The 22,968-nt window shown below is 63.3% G+C and carries 18 protein-coding genes; 5 read left to right on the top strand and 13 right to left on the bottom strand.

All coding sequences use genetic code 11. The features are described 5' to 3' along the window. Window positions 1–42 precede the first annotated feature (42 nt). Both JAO75_RS21170 and JAO75_RS21175 read left to right on the top strand, forming a co-directional pair. Window positions 43–1,215 carry an adenylate/guanylate cyclase domain-containing protein gene (locus tag JAO75_RS21170; protein ID WP_199051131.1) on the top strand — a complete coding sequence of 391 codons (1,173 nt, stop codon included), beginning with the start codon at window positions 43–45 and terminating at the stop codon, window positions 1,213–1,215. 679 nt (window positions 1,216–1,894) lie between these two features. Next, window positions 1,895–2,338, top strand: coding sequence for an Lrp/AsnC family transcriptional regulator (locus tag JAO75_RS21175; RefSeq protein ID WP_199051132.1), 444 nt, complete (start codon window positions 1,895–1,897; stop codon window positions 2,336–2,338). A 32-nt stretch (window positions 2,339–2,370) separates the two neighbouring features. On the opposite strand, the gene JAO75_RS21180 is transcribed toward JAO75_RS21175, so the two are convergent. Next, on the bottom strand, window positions 2,371–5,517 hold the full coding sequence (locus tag JAO75_RS21180; protein ID WP_199051133.1) for an aminotransferase class III-fold pyridoxal phosphate-dependent enzyme: 3,147 nt from the start codon (window positions 5,515–5,517) through the stop codon (window positions 2,371–2,373). A 377-nt stretch (window positions 5,518–5,894) separates the two neighbouring features. Here JAO75_RS21180 and JAO75_RS21185 point away from each other — a divergent pair, with 377 nt between their 5' ends. Next, complete coding sequence (locus tag JAO75_RS21185) at window positions 5,895–6,527, top strand: tyrosine-type recombinase/integrase (RefSeq protein ID WP_199051134.1); 633 nt, start codon at window positions 5,895–5,897, stop codon at window positions 6,525–6,527. A gap of 248 nt (window positions 6,528–6,775) precedes the next feature. Here the strand turns inward: JAO75_RS21185 and JAO75_RS21190 are convergent, their stop codons facing one another. From JAO75_RS21190 to JAO75_RS21245, 12 genes are all read right to left on the bottom strand, one after another. After that, window positions 6,776–8,188, bottom strand: a complete 1,413-nt coding sequence (locus tag JAO75_RS21190) for an FAD-dependent oxidoreductase (RefSeq protein WP_199051135.1) — start codon at window positions 8,186–8,188, stop codon at window positions 6,776–6,778. Further along, on the bottom strand, window positions 8,185–8,799 hold the full coding sequence (locus JAO75_RS21195) for a cysteine hydrolase family protein (RefSeq protein WP_199051136.1): 615 nt from the start codon (window positions 8,797–8,799) through the stop codon (window positions 8,185–8,187). The genes JAO75_RS21190 and JAO75_RS21195 overlap by 4 nt, the downstream gene beginning before the upstream one ends. After that, window positions 8,796–10,859: a hydantoinase/oxoprolinase family protein gene (locus tag JAO75_RS21200; protein ID WP_199051137.1), complete on the bottom strand. Its 2,064-nt coding sequence runs from the start codon at window positions 10,857–10,859 to the stop codon at window positions 8,796–8,798. The genes JAO75_RS21195 and JAO75_RS21200 overlap by 4 nt, the downstream gene beginning before the upstream one ends. Next, a complete protein-coding gene (locus JAO75_RS21205) occupies window positions 10,856–12,589 on the bottom strand; it encodes a hydantoinase B/oxoprolinase family protein (protein WP_199051138.1) in 1,734 nt (577 codons plus the stop codon). The genes JAO75_RS21200 and JAO75_RS21205 overlap by 4 nt, the downstream gene beginning before the upstream one ends. Next, window positions 12,586–13,464: an isocitrate lyase/PEP mutase family protein gene (locus tag JAO75_RS21210; RefSeq protein ID WP_199051139.1), complete on the bottom strand. Its 879-nt coding sequence runs from the start codon at window positions 13,462–13,464 to the stop codon at window positions 12,586–12,588. Before JAO75_RS21210 ends, JAO75_RS21205 begins: the two co-directional genes overlap by 4 nt. Next, window positions 13,461–14,891, bottom strand: a complete 1,431-nt coding sequence (locus JAO75_RS21215) for an MmgE/PrpD family protein (protein WP_199051140.1) — start codon at window positions 14,889–14,891, stop codon at window positions 13,461–13,463. The genes JAO75_RS21210 and JAO75_RS21215 overlap by 4 nt, the downstream gene beginning before the upstream one ends. 13 nt (window positions 14,892–14,904) lie before the next feature. Beyond that, complete coding sequence (locus tag JAO75_RS21220) at window positions 14,905–15,606, bottom strand: ABC transporter ATP-binding protein (protein WP_199051141.1); 702 nt, start codon at window positions 15,604–15,606, stop codon at window positions 14,905–14,907. Beyond that, a complete protein-coding gene (locus JAO75_RS21225; protein WP_199051142.1) occupies window positions 15,599–16,342 on the bottom strand; it encodes an ABC transporter ATP-binding protein in 744 nt (247 codons plus the stop codon). Before JAO75_RS21225 ends, JAO75_RS21220 begins: the two co-directional genes overlap by 8 nt. Beyond that, entirely contained in the window at window positions 16,335–17,303 is a 969-nt protein-coding gene (locus JAO75_RS21230) for a branched-chain amino acid ABC transporter permease (protein ID WP_199051143.1), read from the bottom strand. The genes JAO75_RS21225 and JAO75_RS21230 overlap by 8 nt, the downstream gene beginning before the upstream one ends. Continuing rightward, on the bottom strand, window positions 17,300–18,172 hold the full coding sequence (locus JAO75_RS21235) for a branched-chain amino acid ABC transporter permease (RefSeq protein WP_199051144.1): 873 nt from the start codon (window positions 18,170–18,172) through the stop codon (window positions 17,300–17,302). Before JAO75_RS21235 ends, JAO75_RS21230 begins: the two co-directional genes overlap by 4 nt. A 63-nt stretch (window positions 18,173–18,235) precedes the next feature. Then, window positions 18,236–19,453 (bottom strand): ABC transporter substrate-binding protein, encoded by a 1,218-nt coding sequence (locus JAO75_RS21240; protein ID WP_199051145.1) that lies wholly within the window; start codon window positions 19,451–19,453, stop codon window positions 18,236–18,238. After that, window positions 19,450–20,322, bottom strand: coding sequence for a GntR family transcriptional regulator (locus JAO75_RS21245; RefSeq protein ID WP_199051146.1), 873 nt, complete (start codon window positions 20,320–20,322; stop codon window positions 19,450–19,452). The genes JAO75_RS21240 and JAO75_RS21245 overlap by 4 nt, the downstream gene beginning before the upstream one ends. Before the next feature lie 152 nt (window positions 20,323–20,474). Between JAO75_RS21245 and leuC the strand changes: the two genes are divergently transcribed. Further along, a complete protein-coding gene (leuC, locus tag JAO75_RS21250; protein WP_199051147.1) occupies window positions 20,475–21,893 on the top strand; it encodes a 3-isopropylmalate dehydratase large subunit in 1,419 nt (472 codons plus the stop codon). Further along, window positions 21,893–22,531: a 3-isopropylmalate dehydratase small subunit gene (leuD, locus tag JAO75_RS21255; RefSeq protein ID WP_199051148.1), complete on the top strand. Its 639-nt coding sequence runs from the start codon at window positions 21,893–21,895 to the stop codon at window positions 22,529–22,531. Before leuC ends, leuD begins: the two co-directional genes overlap by 1 nt. Window positions 22,532–22,968: the final 437 nt, after the last annotated feature.

Here is a 22,968-nt window from a genome sequence, read left to right on the forward strand (position 1 = left end):
TACGCTCCAGGGCAGGCCGATCGCGTGGGAGGGAAGGAATCGATGGATCACACAGAAGCTTTCGCGCGCTGGCTGGCCAGCGAGGCACCGCATGGCACAGTACAAGGGCTGTTCGCCGGCTTCTGCCAGGAAGTCGTGCGCTCCGGTATTCCGGTCTGGCGCGCCTCGCTGGGCCTCGAGGTGCTGCATCCGGAGGTGAGTGGGTGGCAGCATGTCTGGACGAACGAGAGCCTGTCTGTGCGGGGGTCTGATCGGGCTACAGCGGCCACATCGCCGTCTTACCTGAACAGCCCGACACGGATCGTCGATGAAACAGCACGGCCGTTCCGCCGTCGGCTTGAGGCCCCCTTGCCCGACCTACCGCTCCTCGAGGAACTGCGCCTGGCTGGCGCGACCGATTACGTCATGTATCCCCTGCCCTTCCTGGACCAGACCCGGACCGCCGTGATCTCCTTCGCCACCCAGCACCCGCAGGGCTTCGACGCCATATCATTCGATCGGCTTGAATTCGGCGCGAAGCTTCTGAGCCCATATCTGGAGCGGCATGTCCTGCGCCGCATCGCCGTCGACCTGCTCGACACCTATGTCGGTCCTCGTACGGGGCAGCGCATCATCGAGGGCCGTGTGGATCGCGGCGCCGTCGAGATGATCGAGGCGGCGATTTGGTTTGCCGACCTGCGGGGCTTCACCTTTCTGTCCGAGCAGGCGCCCATCCCGGTCGTGCTGACCCATCTGAACGCCTGGTTCGGCATCATCGGCGAGGTGGTCGAGGCGCATGGCGGCGAGGTACTCAAGTTCATCGGCGATGCTGTGCTGGCAATCTTTCCGAACTCGGGCGAGCACGACCGCATGGCAGCCTGCCGCAGGGCGCTGGCGGCCGCACAGGAGTTCTGCCGGAGATCTGAGGCCGAGAACGTCCTGCGCCGCTCCTCCGGCAGCCCTCCTCTGGAGCACGGCCTGGCGCTGCATGTGGGCGAAGTTGCTTATGGCAATGTCGGGGCCTCACGCAGGCTCGATTTCACGGTAATCGGCCCGGCCGTGAATCGGGCCAGCAGGCTCCTGGATCTGGCCAAGCGCCTGAACCGGCCAGTGCTCGTCTCGCACGCCCTTGCGCGGGAGGTGGACCACCCCCTGGTCGATCTCGGACGCCACCAGTTGCGAGACGTCGAGAAGCCGCAACGGGTCTTTACCTTGCCTGAGCAAGACCTTGTCTGATCGCACCGATCTGCGCGCCAAGCCGCCCTCATCTGCTCAGTGCCCGCAGACTTTTGGGACTTCCAATCACCGTCGGAGGTCTCCTCTGGGTCAGGCAATGACGATCCCGTGCTATTCAGGAACGTCCGGTGTTCTCTTGGTGGGCTGACATTCGGCTTACTTCCGGGATGTGCCGATACCGTTGAAAAAGTCTGCAAGTGCCATTTTCCGCGTAGTCAGCATACAGGATGTTGTATCCGCTCTAGCACACTAACCCCAGCAGTAGACCGACGAAGTAGCACCCGCGAGTTTTTCAACAAAATCTGCCATGAGCCGACATCCCTCGGTCAGTCAGTGAATGCCCAGGTCCTCGGATCGAGCACGTCTGGGGACGGCAGCATTCCTGGGGCCATCAACGAACGCCGGTAGGATGCCGCATAGCAGCCGTTGCTTGCCAGATGCCCCATAACCAATCTGGCATGCAGCCCGGCTTCGCAATCGTAGTCGAGGCTCGGGCTACCATGATGATTGTCGGTTTGACCACACAATCGAAGATCGGCCCGAGCGTCTGTCCAACTTATGGAAATCGCGTCTGGACGCGCTCCGGCTGCCGATGCCCCTTGATTTGTTCGGTTCGATCAAATGACTTGGCAGTTGGAGCGGATGCCTCGCGTACGACGACAAGAGCTAGAGAAACATCATGACATCTCTCGACGAAACCGACCGCCAGATCCTCGCGATCCTGGCACGCTCCGGTCGCGAACCCTTGAAGCAACTGGCAAGAGCCGTCGGCCTGTCCCGCAGCACCTTGACGGCTCGTCTTCGGCGTCTGGAGCGGGAGGGATTCATTCAAGGCTATTGCGCCATCCTGTCCGACAGCGTCTCGCCGAGGCCAAACCAGGCCGTCCTGCTCGTGAAGCTCGAGAGGACGCCCGCCTACGGCGTCGTCGATGCCATCAGGCAGATCGACGAGGTCATTCAATGCCGATCCGTGGCCGGCGACATCGACCTCGTGCTGGATGTTGCCGCCGACGCGGTCGAGACCCTCAACAGGGTCCGGGATCGGGTTTCGACCATGTCCGGGGTCGCCGACGTGCGCACCCACATGGTCCTGGCCACCAACTTCAGAACCGTATTCTCCTGAGACACGGGCCCCACCTCGTGACGTTGCCGCCCCTACAGGCGGCAGGGTTCCTCCCTGAGCACCGCTGCAAGCCGATGCAGGAGATGGGACGCGTCCTCCCGGGTAAAGCAGAGAGGAGGCCTGATCTTCAGCACGTTATCGAACGGTCCATCGGTCCCGATCAGGATCTGGTGTTCGCGAAGGCGGTTCACGATATATAAGGCTTCCTTTTGCGCAGGCTCCAGGTTGTCGTGATCCCGGACCAGCTCTACGCCGATGAACAGCCCCGACCCTCTGACGTCGCCGATGATCGCGCTCTCGTCCTGAAGCCCGCGCAACCCATCCAGCATGAATGTGCCGACGTCCAGGGCCTGTGCCTGGAGGCCTTCGTCGTCGACGACGCGAAGGACCTCGTGGCCGATCACGCAAGCAAGCGTGCTCCCGCCGAAGGTGCTGAAGAATTCCATCCCGTTCGCGAACGAGGCCGCAATCGCCGGCGTCGTGATCACGGCGCCGATCGGATGCCCGTTTCCGATCGGCTTGCCCAGGACGACGATGTCGGGAACGACGCCTTGCGTCTCAAAACCCCATTGGTGGGTGCCGATGCGGCCGAGTCCGGTCTGCACCTCGTCGGCGATGCACACGCCCCCGGCCGAGCGGACGGCCTCGTAGGCATGGCCGTAGTAGCCCGGCGGCGGGATGAGCTGGCCGCCGACGCTCGGGAAGATTTCGCAGATGAAGGCTGCGACCCTCCGGTCACGCGCGTGGATCCGTTCGACGGCGGCGCGCACGTGATCGGCGTATTTGCGCCCGGCCTCCGGATCGCTTCCCTTGTACGGACCCCGGTAGGAATCGGCGACAGGCACGACCTCAACCCAGTCCGGTGCGCCCCGTCCCCCGGGACCGTCGAACTTGTACGGACTGATATCGATCGCCGTGTTGGTGTTGCCGTGGTAACCGGCCTCCATGACGATCGTGTCGATGGCCCCGGTGTGGGCCCGCGCAAGCCGTAGGGCGAGTTCGTTCGCCTCGCTTCCCGAGTTCACGAAAAAGCAGATGCTCAACTCATCGGGGAGGCGCGACGTCAGCGCCTCCGCATACGCGACCTGCGCCGGGTGGAGATACCGCGTGTTGGTATTGAGCAGCCGGTTCTGCCGCTCTGCCGCGGCGACGATCCGCGGGTGGCAGTGACCCACATGCGGCACGTTGTTGTACCCGTCGAGGTAAGTCCGGCCATGCTGGTCGAACAGGAACTGTCGATATCCTCGGAGCAGGGTGAGCGGCGCGCGATAGGAGAGCTTCAGGTTTCCCGCGAAGCGCTTTTTGCGCTGGGTCAGGATCTCGCCGGAGTCGATGGTGACGGCGGCGGTCGCCTCATCGGCCAGGTTCAGGAGGGCCGCCCCGTTCGGGAACAGCTCCATCCATTCGGCGGCCTCGTCGGGATCGGCAACGCCAGGCCAATCCGCGCCGCGCCCCAGCGTGGTCAGGCCGAGCTGGAAATGGACGTGAGGGGTCCAGCCGCCGTTCTCCGCCCGGTCGCCGATGAGGGCGATGACCTCCCCGGCGGCCACGGTCTGTCCCGGCGAAAGACGCGTGACGACGTCTGCCGCCAGGTGACCGTAGAGCGTGTAGAACCTGTCGCCCTCCGGTGTCGCGTGCTCCAGGACCGCGACGCCGCCGTAGTCGAGTGGCGCGGTCCGCAGTTCTACGGCGTGGACGATCCCGTCCAAGGGTGCTCGGACTTCCGTGCCGGCGTCGATGAACACATCGACGGCGATGTGAACGGTGCGCCTGTGGGATCCTGCATAGGGAGTCTTCCTGAACTCGGGCCCGGTATAGATGAGACGCGGCTCGCCATATCGGCCGAGTCCTGCCTCCGCGCCCCTCATCGCTTCCGCGACCGCGTCGTCCAGGTCGTCGGGATCGAGCGCGAACGGGTTGCGCGGCGATGCGGGACTGGCGACGCTCAGGTCCATGACCGGAATCCCGTCCAGGCTCCGCCCGAACATCGGCGCGAACCGGCCCCGTCGGCTTGCGATCCAGCCCATCACGGCGTCGGCACGGGGATGTCCGGCGCGCCCGCACGAGACGCGAAGGCATGACAGGACCCAATCGCGCGGAAGGCCGGAGCTCGTCTCCAGGAAGTTCCAGGCCGGTTGCTCGGACACCGTGACATAGGGGTCGTCGGGCCTCTCCCGTTTCACGATGGCGGAGTTCGTGACACTCACGGCAAGTCGCGTCAGGACGAGAGGATAGATCAAGGCGAGTTCATCATCGCTCAGCGGCCGGACGCTGTCGTACCCGGCGACGAGCGCCGCAAGGGCCGCGATGGGCCGCTCCTGGCCGAGAACCGCGTAGGCTCCGGCGATCGCGAGTTCCGCAACCGCCGGGCCATCGATCATGTCGCCGAAGTCGATGATGCCCGAGAGCCGCGGCTCTCCCGTACCCGCATCCACGAGCATGTTGTAGTCGTTGATGTCGTTATGGATCGCGGTGCTGGGAAGCGCGGTCAGGCACCCCAGCAGGCCGCCTTCGAATTCGGCGACGATCCGTTCGACGATCGCCTGCCTATCGGCACCGTCGATCAGGCCGATCGAACCGCGGATCCATCCCGATCGGCGGAGATCCCATTTGATCTCCCGTCCGAGAGCAGGATGGGCGAAGCCCTCGAGAGCCCGATCCATGGCCGCAAGGGTCGCTCCGATCTCGCGCAGCAGGGACAGCGGCTGCGGGTTGCTTTGCTTGTAGACCCGGCCGGGAAGGTTCGTGATGAGCCAGACCAGCCGTTCCCGACCGTCCCGATCGGGGGCGGACACGAACAGGGAACCATCCCGCGGCCTCACGACGCGAGGCACGACCACCTCCGGACCGTGCTGCGCGACGTGGTTGAGTGCCTGGCATTGCACCTCGATGAGCGAGCTCTCGCATCCGGGCCGCATCACCTTCAGGACATGGGTTCTCCTTCCTTCCTGATGCACGGCGAAATTCAAGTCGTATTCGCCGTCCAGGGGAGTGAGGGAGGCCCGGATGCCATAATGCTCCAGAAGCACATTCGCCCACCACGTTGCGCTGTCCGCCTGGACGGGACACATCGACGATGCCTCCGGCATGTTCATTTCCTTCTTTGCGATCCTGCTCGCAGGTCCGACATCCTCGCCGGCGCGGGCCGAGTTCTCAGATGTGACATGGTCGGAGCACATTAGTCCCCTCCCAGGCGGCGGTCGCCAAGCAGGATTCGCCGACGGGCCGTCACTTTGCTCAACTCGACCGCCATTATGTCGGACGAGTTCGACCCGAAATCGACATCACCACGAGGCGATGGACCGCGGCTTGGCCCACCCCGCTTGAGGTGAACACAGTTTTCGTGAACATCCCGGACATGATCCCGGTGTGAGCCGGGCGCGGGAATCGCCGAGGGAAAGTCTGTACTGGGTCACAAGGAGGAGATCGACGCTAGGCGAAGAAGGTCCAGCTTACCTCGTTTAAGCCGACGAAGACTTTCGGAGAAATACCCAGTCTGGTTTTATCGGCAGAACGGCCAAGATTCATTGTGGGGCTTCATGTCAGGAGCACTGCAATGCAAGACGGTATCGCTGCCCATCCCTGCCGAACCAACTCCGCTTGGAACCGGGGCAAGCTAATCGGACCCAAGCCGCCTCTCAAAGCTAAAGAGATCTGGTCCATTCGGGTCAGGCTCCAGCTTGCTCATCTCATCCGGGATTTGGCTCTGTTCAACTTGGCCCCCGACAGCAAGCTGCGAGCCTGTGACCTCGTCACACTCCGCGTCGATGACGTGGCCCTCAATGGACGGGTGCGATCCCGCGCCACTGTCATGCAGCGGAAGACCGGCCGTCTCGTTCAGTTCGAGGTTACAGAGCAAACCCGGGAGGCTGTGGCGCGCTGGCTGGAGAAGAAGGACTTGCACAAGGGCGAGCCGCTGTTTCCGAGCCGGATCAATCGAGCGAGGCCCATGACGACGCGTCAGTACACTCGCTTGCTGGCATCCTGGCTTCGCGCGATCGGCCTTGATCCCCTCGCCTACGGCACTCACTCCCTTCGGCGCACCAAAGCGTCAATGATCTACCGGAGAACAGGCAATCTCCGGGCCGTGCAGCTCCTTTTGGGTCACACCCAGATCGAGAGCACTGTTCGGTATCTGGGGATTGATATCGACGATGCCCTTCTGGTTGCGGAACAGGTTGAGATCTGACCGCCTGGGGCGGCCCGCCATCGAGCCGCCTCAGAGCCTAAAGCCTGTTACGGGGCAAGTTCCGGACCTGAGGCTCAAGCAGCCACAAGGCAAACGACCGGCGGGTGCCAAGAAGAGACATTGTATCCCATATAAGTATGGCATTCAGCCCCTATATTGATTGCTCCATGTTCATCTCAGTTACACCGATCTAATACTTTCACCCAAACAACGCCTACGCGGCGCTAACCTCATATGTGTGGGACCCTTTAATTGATTTTATGCAACATCATTCCTGCTCGGGCAGTAGCGAGGCCGGCCACGCGACCCAAGGCGACGGCTGAAAGAAGTCCGTTTCCGGATAGATAGCCTTCCGCCTTGGAACCTGAGACGCCGCAGGCTGCTCCGCCGACAGCAAAGAGGTTGGGCAGCGCCGTTCCGTCCTCGCGCATGACACGGGCGTTGCCGTCGATCACAAGCCCACCCTGGGTGTGGAACAGCGCTCCGGTGACTCTCACGGCATGAAACGGGGACTGCAGAGGTGGCGCGCCGACGAAGTTGCGCCCGAAGTGGTCCAACCCGCCAGCCAGCTTCAGCCCATCAACCTGGTCGAAAGTTGACTTGAGGCTATCAACAGGGAGGCTCGTCTGCCTCGCGAGACCCTCGACGGCTTCCGCTGTCAGAATGGCCCCGAGCGCTTCTGCCTGACGGAAATCCTCGAACTGTCGGGCAATGCCGGCGATGCGCGCATCGAAAATTGTCCAGGCAAGTCCTTCCGGTTGCCGCAGCACGACAGCCGCCTGCTCAGAATAACCGTGGCTTTCGTCGGAGAAGCGCTCGCCGCGCAGGTTCACCTGAAACCCGCCCTCCGTGATCGTCGCCCATGTGATGAGAATGCCATGGGGATGCGCGACCGACCCATGCCCCTGGTGACCCGACAGGTTCCGCGTGGCAGCCCCCAGCGCTTGTCCCCAGAGCAGGGCATCACCCTGATTGCCCTCGTGGCCGAAGTAGAGCGCGTTGCCGAGTTCCGGAATGTGGCGCTGCACGAGATCCTTGTTACCGCCATAACCATTGCAGGCAAGGATGAGCATCACGCACCCGATCCTCTCCTTTGTGCCGTCAGGGCGCTCGACCTCCACTCCCACAACGCGGCCGTCCAGTTCTGCGAACAAGGACGTAACACGGGCATCGCAGAGGATATTGACGCCCGCCCGGTCTGCCGCCTCGCGCAGACGGTCGACCAATTCCGTACCGGACCGGGTCGGCAGGCCGTGCATCCGGCAGACAGAATGTCCCGGATAGCGAAAATTCTCGATCACGGAAAATGGCAGATCGTGATGATCCGCAAGCCATTCGAGTGTCGGCCCGATCGCCTTGGTCACCGTATCCAAGAGCATGGGATCCGGCTCGCCGCTCGCCTTGGCTGCGATATCGCGTCCGAACAGCTCCGGGCTGTCGACGATCCTGGCCGCTTTCTGCCACCGGGTGCCGGGAGCGGGGATCAATCCGGCCGAGAGAGCCGTCGAGCCGCGCGGCACGGCATTACGTTCGAGAACCAGGACATCCTGTCTGACCTCACAGGCCGACAGCGCTGCGACGAGGCCCGCCGCGCCAGCACCAATAATGACAACCGGAACCTTCACGTCGAAGGCAATCCCCTCCGCCGAAAGAATGCTCATGCGTCTTCGATCTCTCTCATGACCTCGGAAATGGAAGCGACACGGCAGACTGGCCGCAAGGCATCGATGGCCGTGGCCTGCACGGCAGGTGAGAAAGCCGCGCACCCGTCTTCGAGCACAACGGTGTCGAAGTCGCGCACATGCGCATCACGCACGGTCGATGCGACGCCACCATTGGTGACGATGCCGCAGACGAGAAGCCGCTCGATGCCGCACTTGCGCAGCACCCATTCGAGCCTGGTCATGTAGAAGGCCGAATAGGCGATCTTCTCGACGGTCAGATCGGCCGGCTGCAGGACATCCACGAGCTCATGCCCCCAGGCGCCAGGTTGGAAGTCTCCCTTCGTGAGGAAGGGCCGAAGCTGCTTGAGATGAGGCGAGATCAGCGGTTCGCCGCCTTTTGCCGGCACCAGGGTGAACTGCGTCGAGGCGACATAACCGCCCTTAGCGCGCAACAGGTCAGCCAGTGGCTTCACTCGTTCTGGAAGGGCTGTGATTTCCGGCGCTCCCTGCCCCGCCCGCCCATAGGCGCCCTCCGGATGGAGGAAGTCGTTCTGAAGATCGACGATGAGGAGCGCCGTGCGCTCCACCGGGATGGCGGCTTCGCTCATATGGCGCGCTCCACGATAATGTTGCCGAAATCGTCCACCCGCGCGACGAGATCCGGATCGATGACGGTGGTCGCGTCAGGCTGCTCGAGAATGGCCGGCCCATGCACGACCGCGCCGACCGGAAGGTCGAGGCGCGCATAGATCGCGGTGTCATGCCAGTCGCCGTCGAACCAGACCGGCCGGCCGCCGAGCCGTGCCGTCTCCAGGCTCGCGGAAGCCTCGGGCGCGAGCGCTGAGAGGTCGAAATGAGGCCTGCGTCCCACGGCGGCCGTGCGCAGGTTGACGATCTTGGCCGGCACACCCGGCAGGAGGCGGCTGAACGAGGCTTGGTAGGCGCGCTCGAAAGCCTCCCGGACGATGAACGCAGTAGTTCCGGTCGTTCCATTCTGGAGCGAGACGGGAAGCGGAACGCTGACTGTGTGGGTCTGGCCGACATAATGCATGTCGAGTTCGAACAGGATGTCGATCCGCTCGACCGAAAGGCCGGCCTCCTCCACAACCGCTCGAGAGGCTTCCGCCTCCTCGACCATGCGCTGATCGAGAGCCGCGTCGTCGAGCTGGTCCAGAAGTAGGTTCACGGTCTGCACCTGATCGTGCCGGATATCCGCGATGACACAGCCGAGCGCCGAGGTCACGCCCGGATAGCGCGGCACGAGCGCAGCCTTCAGGCCCACATCCTTGATCAATGCTCCCACATGCAGGGCTCCCCCGCCACCGAATGGCACGGCGGCAAAGCGACCGGGGTCATGTCCGCGCTCGATGGACACGAGGCGGATGGCGCCGGCCATCTTACCGTTTGCAACTCGCACGATGGCCTCTGCCGCCTGCATGGCATCGAGCCCGAGCGGCTCCGCCACGTGCTTGGCGATGGCAGCCTTCGCGGCCTCGACATCCAGACGTGCAAGCTTTCCGCCGATGGGGCGCTCAGCATTGATGCGCCCCAGCACCACATTGGCGTCGGTGAGCGTCGGGCGCGTGTTGCCCTGCCCATAGGCCACCGGCCCAGGGCGCGATCCCGCGCTCTCCGGCCCGACCTGGAGCAGCCCACCCGCATCCACATGGGCGATCGAGCCTCCGCCCGCTCCGATCGTGGTGATCTCGATCATGGGCGTCCGGATGACGAGACCGAAATCGATGGTGGTCTGCGCCGCAAGCGCCGTCTCGCCGTCGACCACGATCGATACGTCGAAGGAGGTTCCGCCGAGATCCCCTGTGATCACGTCCGGAAAGCCCGCGGCTTTCGCGATAGCGGCTGAAGCAATCACGCCTGCCGCGGGGCCGGACAGAGCCGTGCGCACAGGCAGGCGCCGAGCCGTCGCGGTGGACATGACACCGCCGTTCGACTGAACGATGTGGAACTTGCCTGAGAACTTCTCTTGTGCCAGAGCCTGATTCAGCTTGCCGAGATAGCTGCCGACCACCGGCTGAAGATAGGCGTTAAGCGCCGTCGTCGATGTGCGCTCGAACTCCCGGATTTCCGGCAGGATCTGAGCCGAGCACTCGATGTTCTCGTTCGGCCAGACCTCTCGGGCCGCGGCGAGGGCCTTCAGCTCGTTCGCGGGATTGGCATAAGCGTTGATGAAGACCATGGCGAGGGCCTCAGCGCCGCGCGCCAGCAATGTCCGGGCGATCTCCTTGACCTCGTCCGAATTGATTTCCTCCCGGATAGTTCCGTCCGCCATGGTGCGCTCGCCCACTTCGAGGCGCAGGTCACGGTCAACGACCGGAACGAAATCCCCCCAGAGCCCCCACGTGTTCCGGCGGTCGCGACGGCGCATCTCAAGCACATCCCGGAACCCGCGTGTGGTGATGAGGCCGATCCGAGCCCCCTTGCGCTCCAGCAGGGCATTGGTGCCCACTGTCGTGCCGTGCACGATGGAGCCGAGCTGTGCGAGAGGTCCGAAGGTCTTCAGGCCTTCGAGAAACCCGATGGCTTCGTCGCCGCGGTTCGACGGGACCTTTGCCGTGCGGAACCGGGCTGCATCCTCGTCGTAATAGAACAGGTCCGTGAATGTTCCGCCTACGTCCACGCCGACGATCTTTCCCACGACGGCGTTCATGCGGCCGCTCCCTTTCTCAGAGCGATGGTCGCGCTCTCGTCCACTTCGCCATTCTCCGTCACCACGACGCCGTAATCCCGCGCCGCCGTCTCGGCACTGACGTAGCCCAGCCGCACGTCACGGGCGACGCGCTGCGGGTCACGCTCCAGAGGATTGCCCCACCCGCCCCCACCGGGCGATTCCAGGCGCACGCGCTGTCCTGCCCGGATCTTCACGTTTGCCACCTTGGAAGCCATGGGCGGCGACTGCTCGCCCTCATCCGACTGCCAGAAGAACTGGTTCAAAGACGCGGGCAGACCACCAGCCACGCCGAACGGCGCGAACCTTCCGCGCTCGCCGAGGAGGAACACATCCGCATCCGTCAAGGACTCGATCTCGTAGATCGCGCCGACACCGCCGCGATGGATCCCCGCTCCCGCGGAATCCGGCCGCAGCGCCCATTGGGTGAACATCACCGGATAGGCGGCCTCCAAGATTTCCGCCGGCGGGATCGTTGCCGTCGAAATCGGATTGTTGGCATGGTTCAGGCCATCGCTCTCCGGGTTGCCGCCGAGGCCTCCGCCGAAGAACGAGAACATCACCCAGCGCGATCCATCAGCGCGGTGCCCCGCCAGCGACAGAGCATTGATGGTGCCGAACGGCCCGGCCGTCGCACGACTCGGATCGGCCTTGGCCAGAGCACCGAAGACGACGCCGATGACACGAAGGATCGTCTCCGTATATCCCCCAACGGGCTTCGGCGCTTTGGCGCCGAGGAGCGTCGTGCTTGGAATGACGAAGGTGATCGGCCGCAGGCAGCCAGCGTTGGCCGGAACGTCGGTGAAGACGTGCTTGAGAGCCACATAGCAACAGGCAACCGCCGTGGAATAGGCGATGTTGAGTGGTCCGGCGCAGGGCGCGGAGGAGCGTGAGAAATCCAGAACCATGGAATCGCCTGAGACGGTCAGGTCCAGGGCAATCGTGAGCCGCTGATCAGTGATGCCATCGTTGTCGAGGTAATCCTCGAACGGATAGATGCCATCCGGCAGCGCACTGACGGCGGCGCGCATCATCGCCTCCGCGCGATCCGAAAAGGCGTCGAAAGCCGTGGCGACGACCGCATCGCCATATTCGTCGAGAAGTTCCGTCAGACGGCGCTCGCCGAGATCGAGAGCATTAAGCTGGCCGTTGAGATCGCCAAAATTCGACACCGGCACGCGGGCATTTGCCGAGAGGATCGCCAGGATGTCCTCGTTCATCACCCCTGCCCGGATGAACCTGACGGGCGGAAAGCGTACGCCTTCCTGGAAGCTTTCGGTCGCCTGCGCGTTGAAACCGCCCGGCACGTTGCCGCCGATATCGAGCCAATGGCCGACGGAAGCGAGCCAGCAATAGAGCTTGCCCTCCCGGAAGATCGGCCGCACGAGGCGGAAATCGTTCAGATGCGTACCGCCGTCATAGGGATCGTTGAACAGGAAGGTATCGCCTGGCTCCAGTCCCCCTTCCCTCTCGACCTTGTCGATCACGGCCTTCACCGCAAACGCCATTGCACCGACGAAGATGGGCAGCCCATTCGTCCCCTGAACGAGGGTCGCTCCAGTGACGGGATGGTAAAGCCCATGGCAGGCGTCGCGGGCCTCCGCAATTATCGGGTTGAATGCGGAGCGATAGAGGGTCGCGTCCATCTCGTCCGCGATCTGCTCGAGCCGCCCTTTCAGAACGGCCAGCGTAACGGGATCGATCGGGCTCATTGGTCATTCTCCCGGTCGAAGGATTCGTAGCGCTCGCCGAGCGCCAGCATCTCAGGTGTACCGATGAGGCGGTTCAGCGCCGTAAAGTCGAACATGCGATCGCGGAAAGGCTCGTTGGTGCCGTGGGTTTGAAGCGAGCGGTAATAATCCTGCGCGGTTCGGGCCAGGGCACGCACGATCCCGCCCGGGAAGATCACGAGACGGAAGCCGAGTGTGCCGAGGTCATGCGCCGATGACAGAGGCGTCTCCCCACCCTCGACCATGTTGGCGAGGAGCGGGCGCAACGAGCCGAGGGCGGACGTGACCGCGGCGAGCTGCTCGCGGGACTTGGGAGCCTCCACGAACAGCACGTCGGCCCCCGCCTCGGCATAAAGCCGGGCCCGCTCGATCGCCGGTTCAAAGCCCTCAACGGCGACCGCATCGGTGCGGGCGACGATGATGGTTTCCGCGGTAGCGCGGGCATCAACGGCTGCCTTGATCTTGCCGGCCATCTCATCGGCAGTAATGATCGACTTATCCTGCAGGTGGCCACAGCGCTTGGGAAAGCTCTGGTCCTCAAGCTGGATTGCTGACGCGCCGGCCCGCTCGAAGATCCGCACTGTGCGCTGGACGTTGAGCGCATTGCCGTAGCCGTTATCCGCGTCCACCACGAGCGGGGTCGACACCCGGTCACGCACCAGCGCAATGGTCTCGGCGACTTCGCTCACGGACACCAAGCCGATATCGGGGCGCCCGAGGCGGGTATAGGCGATCGCTGCACCGGACAGGTAGAGCGCCTCGAAACCGGCCTCCGTTGCGATCGATGCGGTCAGCGGATCGTAGACACCAGGCGCTACGACAACCTTGTTCTGAAGAAGCCGTTCTCTGAAATTCATTGTGACGAACCGTGTTGGGGAGAGCGCGCAAGAAGGTCCAGAAGTCCGCGGATGTCGGATGCGCCATCGATAGCGTCGACCTCGGCCATGATGCGCTCCGCATGCGGGCCGCCCCAGACGGGCTCCACCAGCTCACCGAACTTGGCGCGCACATCCTCGGGCGAGTACGGGTCTTCGGTGTCACCCTTGTTGGTAAGCACCTCGGCCGCCAATTGCCGGCCGTCCCTCAGGCACACCCGCACCCGGGCCGGGCGCAGGCCCGGAAGCATCGCCGTCAGCGCTGCATCCTCACGCACCGAGACGCGGCGTGCGAGATCGCGGGCGACGACATTCGCCTGGGCCTCTTCGCGGAAGGCTGGAACGCTGGCGGCGCCATTGACGATGTAGGTGGCTAGCGCGAACGGCAATGAGAATTTTGCCGCGAGCATGTTCTTGGGTTCAGCCGAGTCGAGCTGCGCCGCCCAGACATAGGTGTCGACCTCGATCGCCTCGATGGAGGCCGGATCGATCGAGCCACCCAGCTGGCGCGTGATTTCGCCGAGCGCGTCGAGGGCGCCGTGCGTATAGCGGCAGGCTGCATGTCGCTTGAAGTAGTTGCGGGCGATCTCCCAGCGCTCGCCGAGCTCCAGTACCATCTCGTCCGGCTGAAAGTTCTCAGCGATCACGGTGCCATAGACGGTCCCGACGCCATCCGTCTCACCGACGAAGCCGGAAGCCTGCAGCTCCCAAGCCATGAGACCGAGCTGGTTCGAGAAACCCGCATAGGTGTTGCGCACGGTTCCGCCTTCCAGCATCGTGCGACGGCTGGTAGAGAGGCCGAAGCTTGAGGCCAGGTTGATAGTCTCGATTATCTGCTCCGGCGTGGCCCCTTCGAGCCGGGCCGCCGCCAGCGCAGCGCCGATCGTGCCCCAGGTGCCGTGGGGATGCATGGTCACCCGCAGTTTCGACGCGATGCCGACGCGGGACCCAATTTCATAGCCGAGCGCGATCGCCAGGATCAGGTCCGGGCCGGAAACGGCAAGGCGCTCGCCAGCCGCCAGGGCCGCCGGGACAACATGGATTCCGGGATGTCCGCGGGCATATTGATTGCCCTCGTCCAGCTCCAGCATAGTGCCCGCCGTGCCGTTGAGCAGGCTTGCGAGCAGCGCGCTCATGCGGCGCCCGGCTCCGATCACCGGAACCGGCCCTGCTGTCCTCTCGCGCTCACCAAGCCGCGCGAGGAGGCTGCGCATCTCTGGCTCCTGCATTCCGGCCGCAATAGCGCCGATGCAATCGAGGAGCACGAGCCTCGTGCGCGCCACCACAGGCTCCGGCAGGTCTGAAAACTCGATCCGGGCCGCGAAGCTGCCCCATTGTCGGAGCCATATGGGCTGCCCGTCCTGCAAAAGGACGGATGCGGGAATGACATTCTGTGTGACGATCGTCATGAGGTCTTCTCCGTCACATGCCTAGATAGGCGCGCTTGAGCTCAGGATCATTGCGGACCTGCTCGGCCGATCCCGACAAGGCAATCATTCCGTTCTCCAGGATGTAGGCGCGCGAGGCGCACTCGAGCGATTGCACCACATTCTGCTCGACGAGAAGGATCGGCAGGCCTTCGTCGTTGAGGCGGCAGATCAGGGCAAACATCTCCTCCACGAGGAGCGGCGACAGGCCGAGCGACGGCTCATCGAGGATGAGCAGGCGCGGTTCCGCCATCATCCCGCGCCCAATGGCCAGCATCTGCTGCTCGCCGCCAGACAAGGTGCCGGCCGCCTGGCCGCTGCGCTCCCGCAGGCGCGGGAAAGTGTCGAAGACGCGTTCCAGATTGCTGGACCGCCGCTTGCGCCCACGCCGATAGCTGCCGAGCTCGAGATTCTCGCGCACCGACATGTTCGGGAAGATCTTGCGGCCTTCCGGCACCTGGATGAGGCCCGCCTCTACGATGTCCGCCGAGGATGCGCCGGTGAGGAGCTTTCCGTCGAAGCGGATCTCGCCATCGTTCGCGCGCAGGATACCGGAGAGAACCTTGTTCAGCGTCGTCTTGCCCACGCCGTTGGAGCCCAGTACCGCGACGATCTCGCCGGCCCCGACGGACAGATCTAGGCCCCGCAGCACCTCCGTGCTGCCATAGCCCGCTCTCAAGGCCCTGACCTCAAGCATGGACCTTCTCCCGCTTCAGGCGCTCGGCCGCGCCAGCCCCGAGATAGGCTTCGATGACCTTCGGGTCGTCGCAGACATCGGCGGGAGGCCCTTCGGCGATGATGCGGCCCTGCGCCAGCACATAGACCTGCTCGCAGAGATTCATCACGGCCTGCATGACGTGCTCGATCATGAGGATCGTGACACCCTCTTCACGGATCGCCAGGATGACGGGGATGATGTCGCGGATCTCGGAAGGATTCAGCCCCGCCAGCACTTCGTCGAGCAGCAGCAGCTTCGGCTCCGTTGCGAGAGCGCGGGCGAGTTCGAGCCGCTTGCGGCCCGCCACCGTCAGGCTGGAGGCCGATTTATCGAGTTCGGGACCGAGACCGACACGCTGGCCCACCCTCTCGGCACGTGCCAACGCATCGCTGCGCTTCGCATGGCGTAAGTGCGCGCCCACGGCGATATTCTCGAGGACGGAAAGGCCCGCGAAAGGCTGCACGATCTGGAATGTCCGGGCGATGCCACGGCGGGCCCGCACATGCGGTTCATCACTGCTGATATCCTCCCCCTCAAACAGTACGCCCCCCTCGCTCGGCTTCTCGAAGCCAGAGATGAGGGTGAAGAGTGTCGTCTTTCCGGCACCGTTCGGGCCAATCAAGCCGGTGATGGAGCCTGCCTCCACCTTGAGGGACGCTTGGTTGACGGCAACAAGGCCACCAAAGCGCTTGGTCGCGTTCTGCACCTCAAGCATTGCGAGCGGCTCCTCTCGATCGGGCAGAGCGGCGCAGCAGGCCGAGGATGCCCGCTGGAGCGAACGCAACGGCCGCAATCAGAAGGCCGCCGAAAACCATGAGATCGATGCCCGGAACGCTGCCGGCCGCGAGCTTGGTGATCTCGCCCAGTCCGTGCAGGGCTACCGCGCCGACCAGGGGCCCAAACACAGTTCCAAGACCACCGACGATGGGAGCAAGGATCGCCTCCACAGAAATCCAAGTGCCGTAGGCGATATTGGCATCCACATAGAGGAAATACTGGGCATAGAGGCCGCCGGCCGCCGCCGTCACGGCCCCGGATATGGTGATCGCCCCGAGCTTCACCCGAAGCGTATCGACGCCGAGCGCCTTGGCCGCCGCCTCGTTCTCGCGCACGGCCACGAGTTGTGCTCCAAAGCGCGAGCGTTCGATCCAGCCGGTCAGGAGGAGCACTGCGCCGACGAGGGCCAGCGCGATCCAGAAGAAAGCGCCCCGGCTTTCGAACTGGAAGTTGCCAGGCCGCACATCCAGCTTGATCAGAACGCCCGCAGCGCCGCCCGTGAAGGTCGCCGCATTGGCGAGAATGCGCAGCACCTCGGCGAAGGCGAGCGTCACCAGGGCAAAATAAGAGCCGCGAAGACCGGAACGGAAGCTCAGATATCCGATCACCCAGCCGACGGCTGCGCCCGCCACCGTTCCGATGGCAAAGGCGATCCAGGGATTGATGCCGAGGCGAACCTGGAGCAGCGCGGCCGCATAGGCGCCGGTTCCGAAGAAGGCAGCATGGCCGAACGAGAACTGCCCGCCGAAGCCCCCAAGGATGTTCCACCCTTGCGCGGCGAGGGCGATGATGAGGGTGAAAACAAGGAAGTTGAGAACGGTGTTCGCCGAGATGAAAGCCGGCACAAGGGCCAGGAGCGCGATCAGGACGACGATCGGGGCAATGTCACGGAATGTCATGCCTTCGCTCCAAACATTCCCGTTGGCCGTACGAGCAGCACCAGGATGAAGATGAGGAAAATGCCGATCTGTCCGAGAGAATCCCCAAGGAAAAGCCCGCAGAGGCTCTCTACGAACCCGATGAATAATCCGCCGAGGAGCGCACCTGGGATCGACCCCATGCCGCCCAACACGACGATCGTGAAAGCGACCAGCACGAAAGCCTGCCCGATGCGCGGATTGACATAGAAGGTGGGCATGAGCAGGCAGGCCGCCACGGCGAGGCAGGCGCAGCCGAGCCCGAATGTCACGGCATAGACATGGGCGACATCAATGCCGACGAGGCTTGCACCGAACTTTTCCTTGGCAACGGCCCGGATCGCCTTGCCGGTATCGGTGCGCGAGAGTAGAAGCCACAGGAGCACGGTGACCAGTATCGCCGCTCCAAACCCAATCAATCGGGGCTTGGACAGTAGAAGCGGCCCGAATTCCACGACCTGAAAGCCGTAATCGGTGTTGAGCGTGCGCGTATCCGAGCGAAATCCGGCCAGCAAGGCGTTCTCGATCACGATCGAAAGCCCAAGGGTTACGAGCAGGATATTGCTGTCGTTACCATGGCTTGCCGGCCCGATCACGAAGCGCTGAACGGCATAGCCCAACCCAAAGAAGAGAGGCGTCAGCGGCAGGATGGCGAGATAAGGATCGAGACCGAGAGCCTCATACACGAGCCAGACCGCAAACATAGCTGCGGTAAGCAGCGCGCCATGGGCGAAGTTGATGATATGAAGGACGCCGTAAACCAGAGTAAGGCCGAGCGCGATCAGCGCGTAGACGGCACCCGTCATCAATCCGTTTACGACGGCTTCCGCTATGATGGCGGGTGAATACATCGTCGAAGTCACTCCTCAAAGACCCTGGGGAGCGACTATGCACCCCAGGGCCATTGCTCAGGATCAGCCGGTCACCGGGAATTTCGGCTTCGCATCCGCGAAGGTGTCAGGGAAGATCACTTTGATGTCGCTGCCCTGGACCTGCGTGTTGACGGGCGCGGCACCCATGTTCTGCCCGTTGACGAACTTCGTCTCGGCATAGGGCATGATGTGGTCCTTGAAGGTCGAAGTGTTCAGCGCCTCGATGATCTTCGCGCGGTCGGTCGAACCGGCGCGGTTGATGGCATCGGCCAGAAGCTTCACGCAGGAATAGTTCAGCGGAACGTTATAGGCGAAGACCTTGCCCTGCGCCTCGACCTGCTTCTTGAGCTCCAGTGCCTTGGGATTGCGCGGATCGTACCAGTGATTGCAATCCATGATGCCGTCGGCCGCGTCGGGGAACTCCTTCACGAAGCGGTAGTTAGAGGCTGCGCCGTTGAGGACGGCATAGACCCCCTTTGGCCGGATGCGCTGCTGCTGCATGGTGCGCGCGAGCAGCACGAACTCACCGTAATAGCTCGACGGGATCACGAGATCAGGATTGAGCGAGCGGATGCGCAGGGCAACATTCGACATGTCGCGCGCGGGTGTCGGGTGCGCGATGGTCTCAAGGATCTCGAAGCCGCGCTTCGGCAGTTCCGCCTGCATGAGCTTGGCGAGACCAGAGCCGAACAGGCCGTCCTCATGCACGAGCACCACCGTCTTGGCGGGTTTGCCGGCACTGTCGTTCAGCTTCACCAGATTGTCGACTGCGAATCCGGTGACAATGCCGAAGCCGGGGGCGAAGCGGAACGTGTTCTTGAGGCCGCGCTGCACAATCGGGTCGCTGACGCCCACATCGACGATGTAAGGCAGATCGTAGCGCGCCGCGGCCTGGGTGGCCGCCAGGCAGATGGGGCTCGCGAAGCCGCCGACGATAGCGGCAACGCCGTCCGCCTGCATCTTCTCGACCTCCTGGGTGCCCGCCTCGGGGTTCGAGCGGGCATCGCCGAACACCATCTCGATCTTGGCTCCGCCGAGGCCCTTGAGGCCGCCGGAATCGTTGATCTCCTCGATGGCCATTTCGGCGCCCATGCGGCCGAATTCACCATCCTGGGCAAGCGCGCCGGTGACAGGCTGCAGAATGCCGATCTTTACGGATTGCGATTGCGCGCGCAGGTAGGCCGGCATAGCAAGCACAGCCGCCGAGGCGGCACCTGCGCGCAGGACCGAACGGCGCGTTGGACGCATGATGTTCTTCATGTCGATGTTCTCCTCTGGTTGGACACCCGCACCGGGCGGGGCTTTGGCTTGAGGCTCTTCGGCCCCTCAGCTTTGCGCTTTTTCGGCTCAGGTCTTGCGGTGGAGGGCTTTGCCACCGGATTCCATCGGCGGGCGCCAACGGCGCCGGTCCGCACAAGGTCCATATGAAAGGAATAGCGATCCGGCCTGTAGAGGGCATGGAGATGCTCCACGCCCTGGCCCGACGGATCCCATACGACACGGGTGAGCGAGAGAAGGGGCGAGCCGATCTCCAGCGCCAGAGCCTCGGCCACGTCCGGTCCGGCCAAGGTCGCGCCTATGCTTTGGCTCGCCTCCTCGACCACGATGCCCGATCGCTCCAGGAGTCCGAGGAGCGGCATCGAGGCGAGATCGGCCTCGGAATAGGTGACACCGATGCGCTCCGGCACGTGGGTCACGAGATAGGAGAAGGGGGCGCCATCGATAAGACGGACGCGGATTGAGCGCTGCGCCCGCTCCCCGGGCCCAAGCCCAAGCGCAGCGGCAACGCTCTCCGACGGGTTCACATAGGCAAAGGACAGAAGCCGCACACTGGTCCGGCGTCCCATCTCGACCAGATGGGACAGCACGTTCGAGAGATCCGCCACGATCGGCTGCACCGAACTGTTCTCTTGAACGAAGGTTCCCGAACCGGGGCGGCGGTCGATGAGGCCGTCGATGGCCAGGGTATCGAGCGCACGCCGCACAGTCACGCGCGACACCCCGTATTCGGCTGCAATCGAAAGCTCTCCCGGCAAGCGGGAGCCGGGCTCCAGCGCTCCGTTCAGAATGCGCTCGCGCAGGAGAAGATAGATGCGCCGCGCTTTGAGGGGTTCGACTGCGTCCACCAAGGTCGTCCGCTCCGATCTGCAACAGTGTTGACTGCTACAAAGGACAGCTACCTGTCTACCTTATAAGACATTTCACTTGCGTCAAGCCGCCCCTTTGGAAATACTGACATCGGCTCCAACATGAGCCACAAGAGCCCAATCGGGAGAGCGAGATGGCGCAGAGCCCCTCCGGTCCGCGGACCCTGTTCGACAAGCTTTGGGATAGCCACGCGATCATGACGCGCGAGGATGGTCAGACTCTACTTTGGGTTGATCGACACTTCGTTCACGAGGGTTCGTTTCACGCATTCAACAAGCTGAAGGAGCGCGGCGCCACGGTCGCCCACCCGGAACTCACCTTCGGTATCGCCGATCACTATGTGCCGACGCGCCGTTCCGGACGCAGCATCGATCCGGCCATCCAGAATATGATCGATCAGCTCGAGCGCAACACGTTGGAGAACGAGGTGCTGCTGTTCGGGCTCAACGATCCGCGCCAAGGGATTGTCCACGTGGTGGGTCCCGAGCAGGGCTTGACGCTTCCGAGCCTGCTCATCGTCTGCGGCGACAGCCACACCTCCACGCACGGCGCCTTTGGCGCATGGGGTTTCGGCATCGGCGCTTCCGAGGTCGCGCATGTACTGATGACGCAGACGCTCTGGCAGCGAAAGCCAAAGCGCATGCGCATCACCGTCGATGGAACGCTGGCGCCCGGAATCGGCGCTAAGGACATTGCTCTCTCAATCATTGCGCGCATTGGTGCCGACGGCGCGCAGGGACATGCGGTCGAATATGCGGGCTTCGCCATCCGTGCGCTGTCGATGGAGGGGCGGCTCACACTGTGCAATCTCTCGATCGAAGCCGGGGCGCGCTGTGGCATGGTTGCTCCCGACGAGACGACGATCGCCTATCTGCGTGGCCGTCCCTTTGCGCCTGCGGGCGACGACTTCGAGCGTGCAGCGCAGGATTGGCTGCGGCTGCAGAGCGACGAGGATGCGGAGTTCGACCGTGAGATCGCCCTAAATGGTTCCGAAATCGCCCCGTTGGTGACCTGGGGCGTCAGCCCCGAGGATGCGCTGCCGATCACCATGGCGGTGCCGGATCCCAAGGCGATCTCGGATCCGGGCAAGGCTGCCCAGATTCGGGACGCGTTGGCCTATATGGATCTCAGGCCGGGACAGAAACTGACCGAAGTTTCCATCGACCGCGTCTTCATCGGCTCGTGCACGAACAGCCGCATCGAGGATCTGCGGGCGGCCGCCCAGGTGCTCGCCGGCCGCAAGGCGAAGGTGCCAGGCCTCGTCTCGCCCGGCTCATCCCTGGTGAAGCAGCAGGCGGAAGCGGAAGGGCTCGACCGGATCTTCAGGGAGGCCGGGCTCGAATGGGTCGAGTCAGGCTGCTCCATGTGCGTGGGTATGAACGGCGACATCGTGCAACCCGGCGAGCGCTGCGCGTCGACCACCAACCGTAATTTCAAGGGCCGTCAGGGACCCGGCGCACGGACCCATCTCATGTCGCCAGCCATGGTTGCGGCCGCCGCCGTGACCGGATCCCTCGTCGATGTCCGCCACCTGATCGAGGAGCGATCCTGATGCAGCCCTTTCAGCGCCTGACCGCCCCGGCGTGTCCCCTGCCCTACGCCAATATCGACACCGACCAGCTGATCCCGGCCCGCTTCATGAAGCGCTCACGAGCCGAAGGCTATGGCGGCTACCTGCTTCACGACATGCGCTTCACGAGCACCGGTACGGAGATCGCCGACTTCCCTCTCAACCGGACGCCCAGTCGCAATGCGCTGATCATCGTGGCGAGACGCAATTTTGGGGCAGGCTCCTCACGCGAGGCCGCCGTCTACGCCCTTGTAGATTATGGAATACGTTGCGTGATCGCGCCGAGTTTCGGCGACATTTTTGCGTCCAATTCCGTCAACAACGGCCTTCTTCCTGCCAAAGTGGACGAGGGAGACGGTGAGGCGCTGATCAGGCTTCTCCAGGAAACTAATGCGGAACTGACCGTGGATCTCGAGGCGCAGACGATCTCGGCGAAAGGAAGCTCGGTTCCATTTGCCATCGATCCTGTTTGGCGGACGAAGCTTCTGAACGGCTGGGATGATATTGATATCACCCTCAGCCAAGCCGATGCGATTGCGCGTTTCCGAGAAGAGGACTCATTGATACGCCCATGGGTGACACCGAGGATACGCGAGGGCGCTGGCCAGACTACGATGTGAGCCTCGTTTTAGTCTGTATTGGGATGTGCATTGATCTCCGCTCTGTCGGAATCTAATCGTCATGTATTATAATTGCTTAGATGGGAGTTCTCTCTGGCATCTGACGCTATGCCTAGCCGAACTCGGTTCAAAGAACTCTCCATTCCGAAATTCATTACACCCCTGTTCACCGTCTTAGTTTCTAAACCTACCGATCAGCACTGAGCTCTGCTTATCAGTATTATGCTTGGGTGGACTGAGTCCTAAACATGCAATCCTGAAAGGCTTCTTTGGGCCAGGCAGTGAAATTCGTTCACTGACAGGAACGCCCGATGTTCCTGTCCAAAGCGGAAGTTGGCCCCCTGTCCGGAACGTGCCACCTTGTATGGTCCGGCCGTGCGTCGCAAGATGATGTTGGCAGAGTGACAAACGTGAGAGCTGCATCAATGTATTCGGCC

This window comes from Microvirga splendida, from assembly GCF_016427565.1.
GTDB classification, from domain to species: Bacteria; Pseudomonadota; Alphaproteobacteria; order Rhizobiales; family Beijerinckiaceae; genus Microvirga; species Microvirga splendida.

Excerpts from the sequence above, each read along its gene's own strand:
- JAO75_RS21170 (WP_199051131.1), top strand. The coding sequence starts at position 43 with ATGGATCACACAGAAGCTTTCGCGCGCTGGCTGGCCAGCGAGGCACCG.
- JAO75_RS21175 (WP_199051132.1), top strand. The coding sequence starts at position 1,895 with ATGACATCTCTCGACGAAACCGACCGCCAGATCCTCGCGATCCTGGCA.
- JAO75_RS21180 (WP_199051133.1), bottom strand. The coding sequence starts at position 5,517 with ATGTGCTCCGACCATGTCACATCTGAGAACTCGGCCCGCGCCGGCGAG.
- JAO75_RS21185 (WP_199051134.1), top strand. The coding sequence starts at position 5,895 with ATGCAAGACGGTATCGCTGCCCATCCCTGCCGAACCAACTCCGCTTGG.
- JAO75_RS21190 (WP_199051135.1), bottom strand. The coding sequence starts at position 8,188 with ATGAGCATTCTTTCGGCGGAGGGGATTGCCTTCGACGTGAAGGTTCCG.
- JAO75_RS21195 (WP_199051136.1), bottom strand. The coding sequence starts at position 8,799 with ATGAGCGAAGCCGCCATCCCGGTGGAGCGCACGGCGCTCCTCATCGTC.
- JAO75_RS21200 (WP_199051137.1), bottom strand. The coding sequence starts at position 10,859 with ATGAACGCCGTCGTGGGAAAGATCGTCGGCGTGGACGTAGGCGGAACA.
- JAO75_RS21205 (WP_199051138.1), bottom strand. The coding sequence starts at position 12,589 with ATGAGCCCGATCGATCCCGTTACGCTGGCCGTTCTGAAAGGGCGGCTC.
- JAO75_RS21210 (WP_199051139.1), bottom strand. The coding sequence starts at position 13,464 with ATGAATTTCAGAGAACGGCTTCTTCAGAACAAGGTTGTCGTAGCGCCT.
- JAO75_RS21215 (WP_199051140.1), bottom strand. The coding sequence starts at position 14,891 with ATGACGATCGTCACACAGAATGTCATTCCCGCATCCGTCCTTTTGCAG.
- JAO75_RS21220 (WP_199051141.1), bottom strand. The coding sequence starts at position 15,606 with ATGCTTGAGGTCAGGGCCTTGAGAGCGGGCTATGGCAGCACGGAGGTG.
- JAO75_RS21225 (WP_199051142.1), bottom strand. The coding sequence starts at position 16,342 with ATGCTTGAGGTGCAGAACGCGACCAAGCGCTTTGGTGGCCTTGTTGCC.
- JAO75_RS21230 (WP_199051143.1), bottom strand. The coding sequence starts at position 17,303 with ATGACATTCCGTGACATTGCCCCGATCGTCGTCCTGATCGCGCTCCTG.
- JAO75_RS21235 (WP_199051144.1), bottom strand. The coding sequence starts at position 18,172 with ATGTATTCACCCGCCATCATAGCGGAAGCCGTCGTAAACGGATTGATG.
- JAO75_RS21240 (WP_199051145.1), bottom strand. The coding sequence starts at position 19,453 with ATGAAGAACATCATGCGTCCAACGCGCCGTTCGGTCCTGCGCGCAGGT.
- leuC (WP_199051147.1), top strand. The coding sequence starts at position 20,475 with ATGGCGCAGAGCCCCTCCGGTCCGCGGACCCTGTTCGACAAGCTTTGG.
- leuD (WP_199051148.1), top strand. The coding sequence starts at position 21,893 with ATGCAGCCCTTTCAGCGCCTGACCGCCCCGGCGTGTCCCCTGCCCTAC.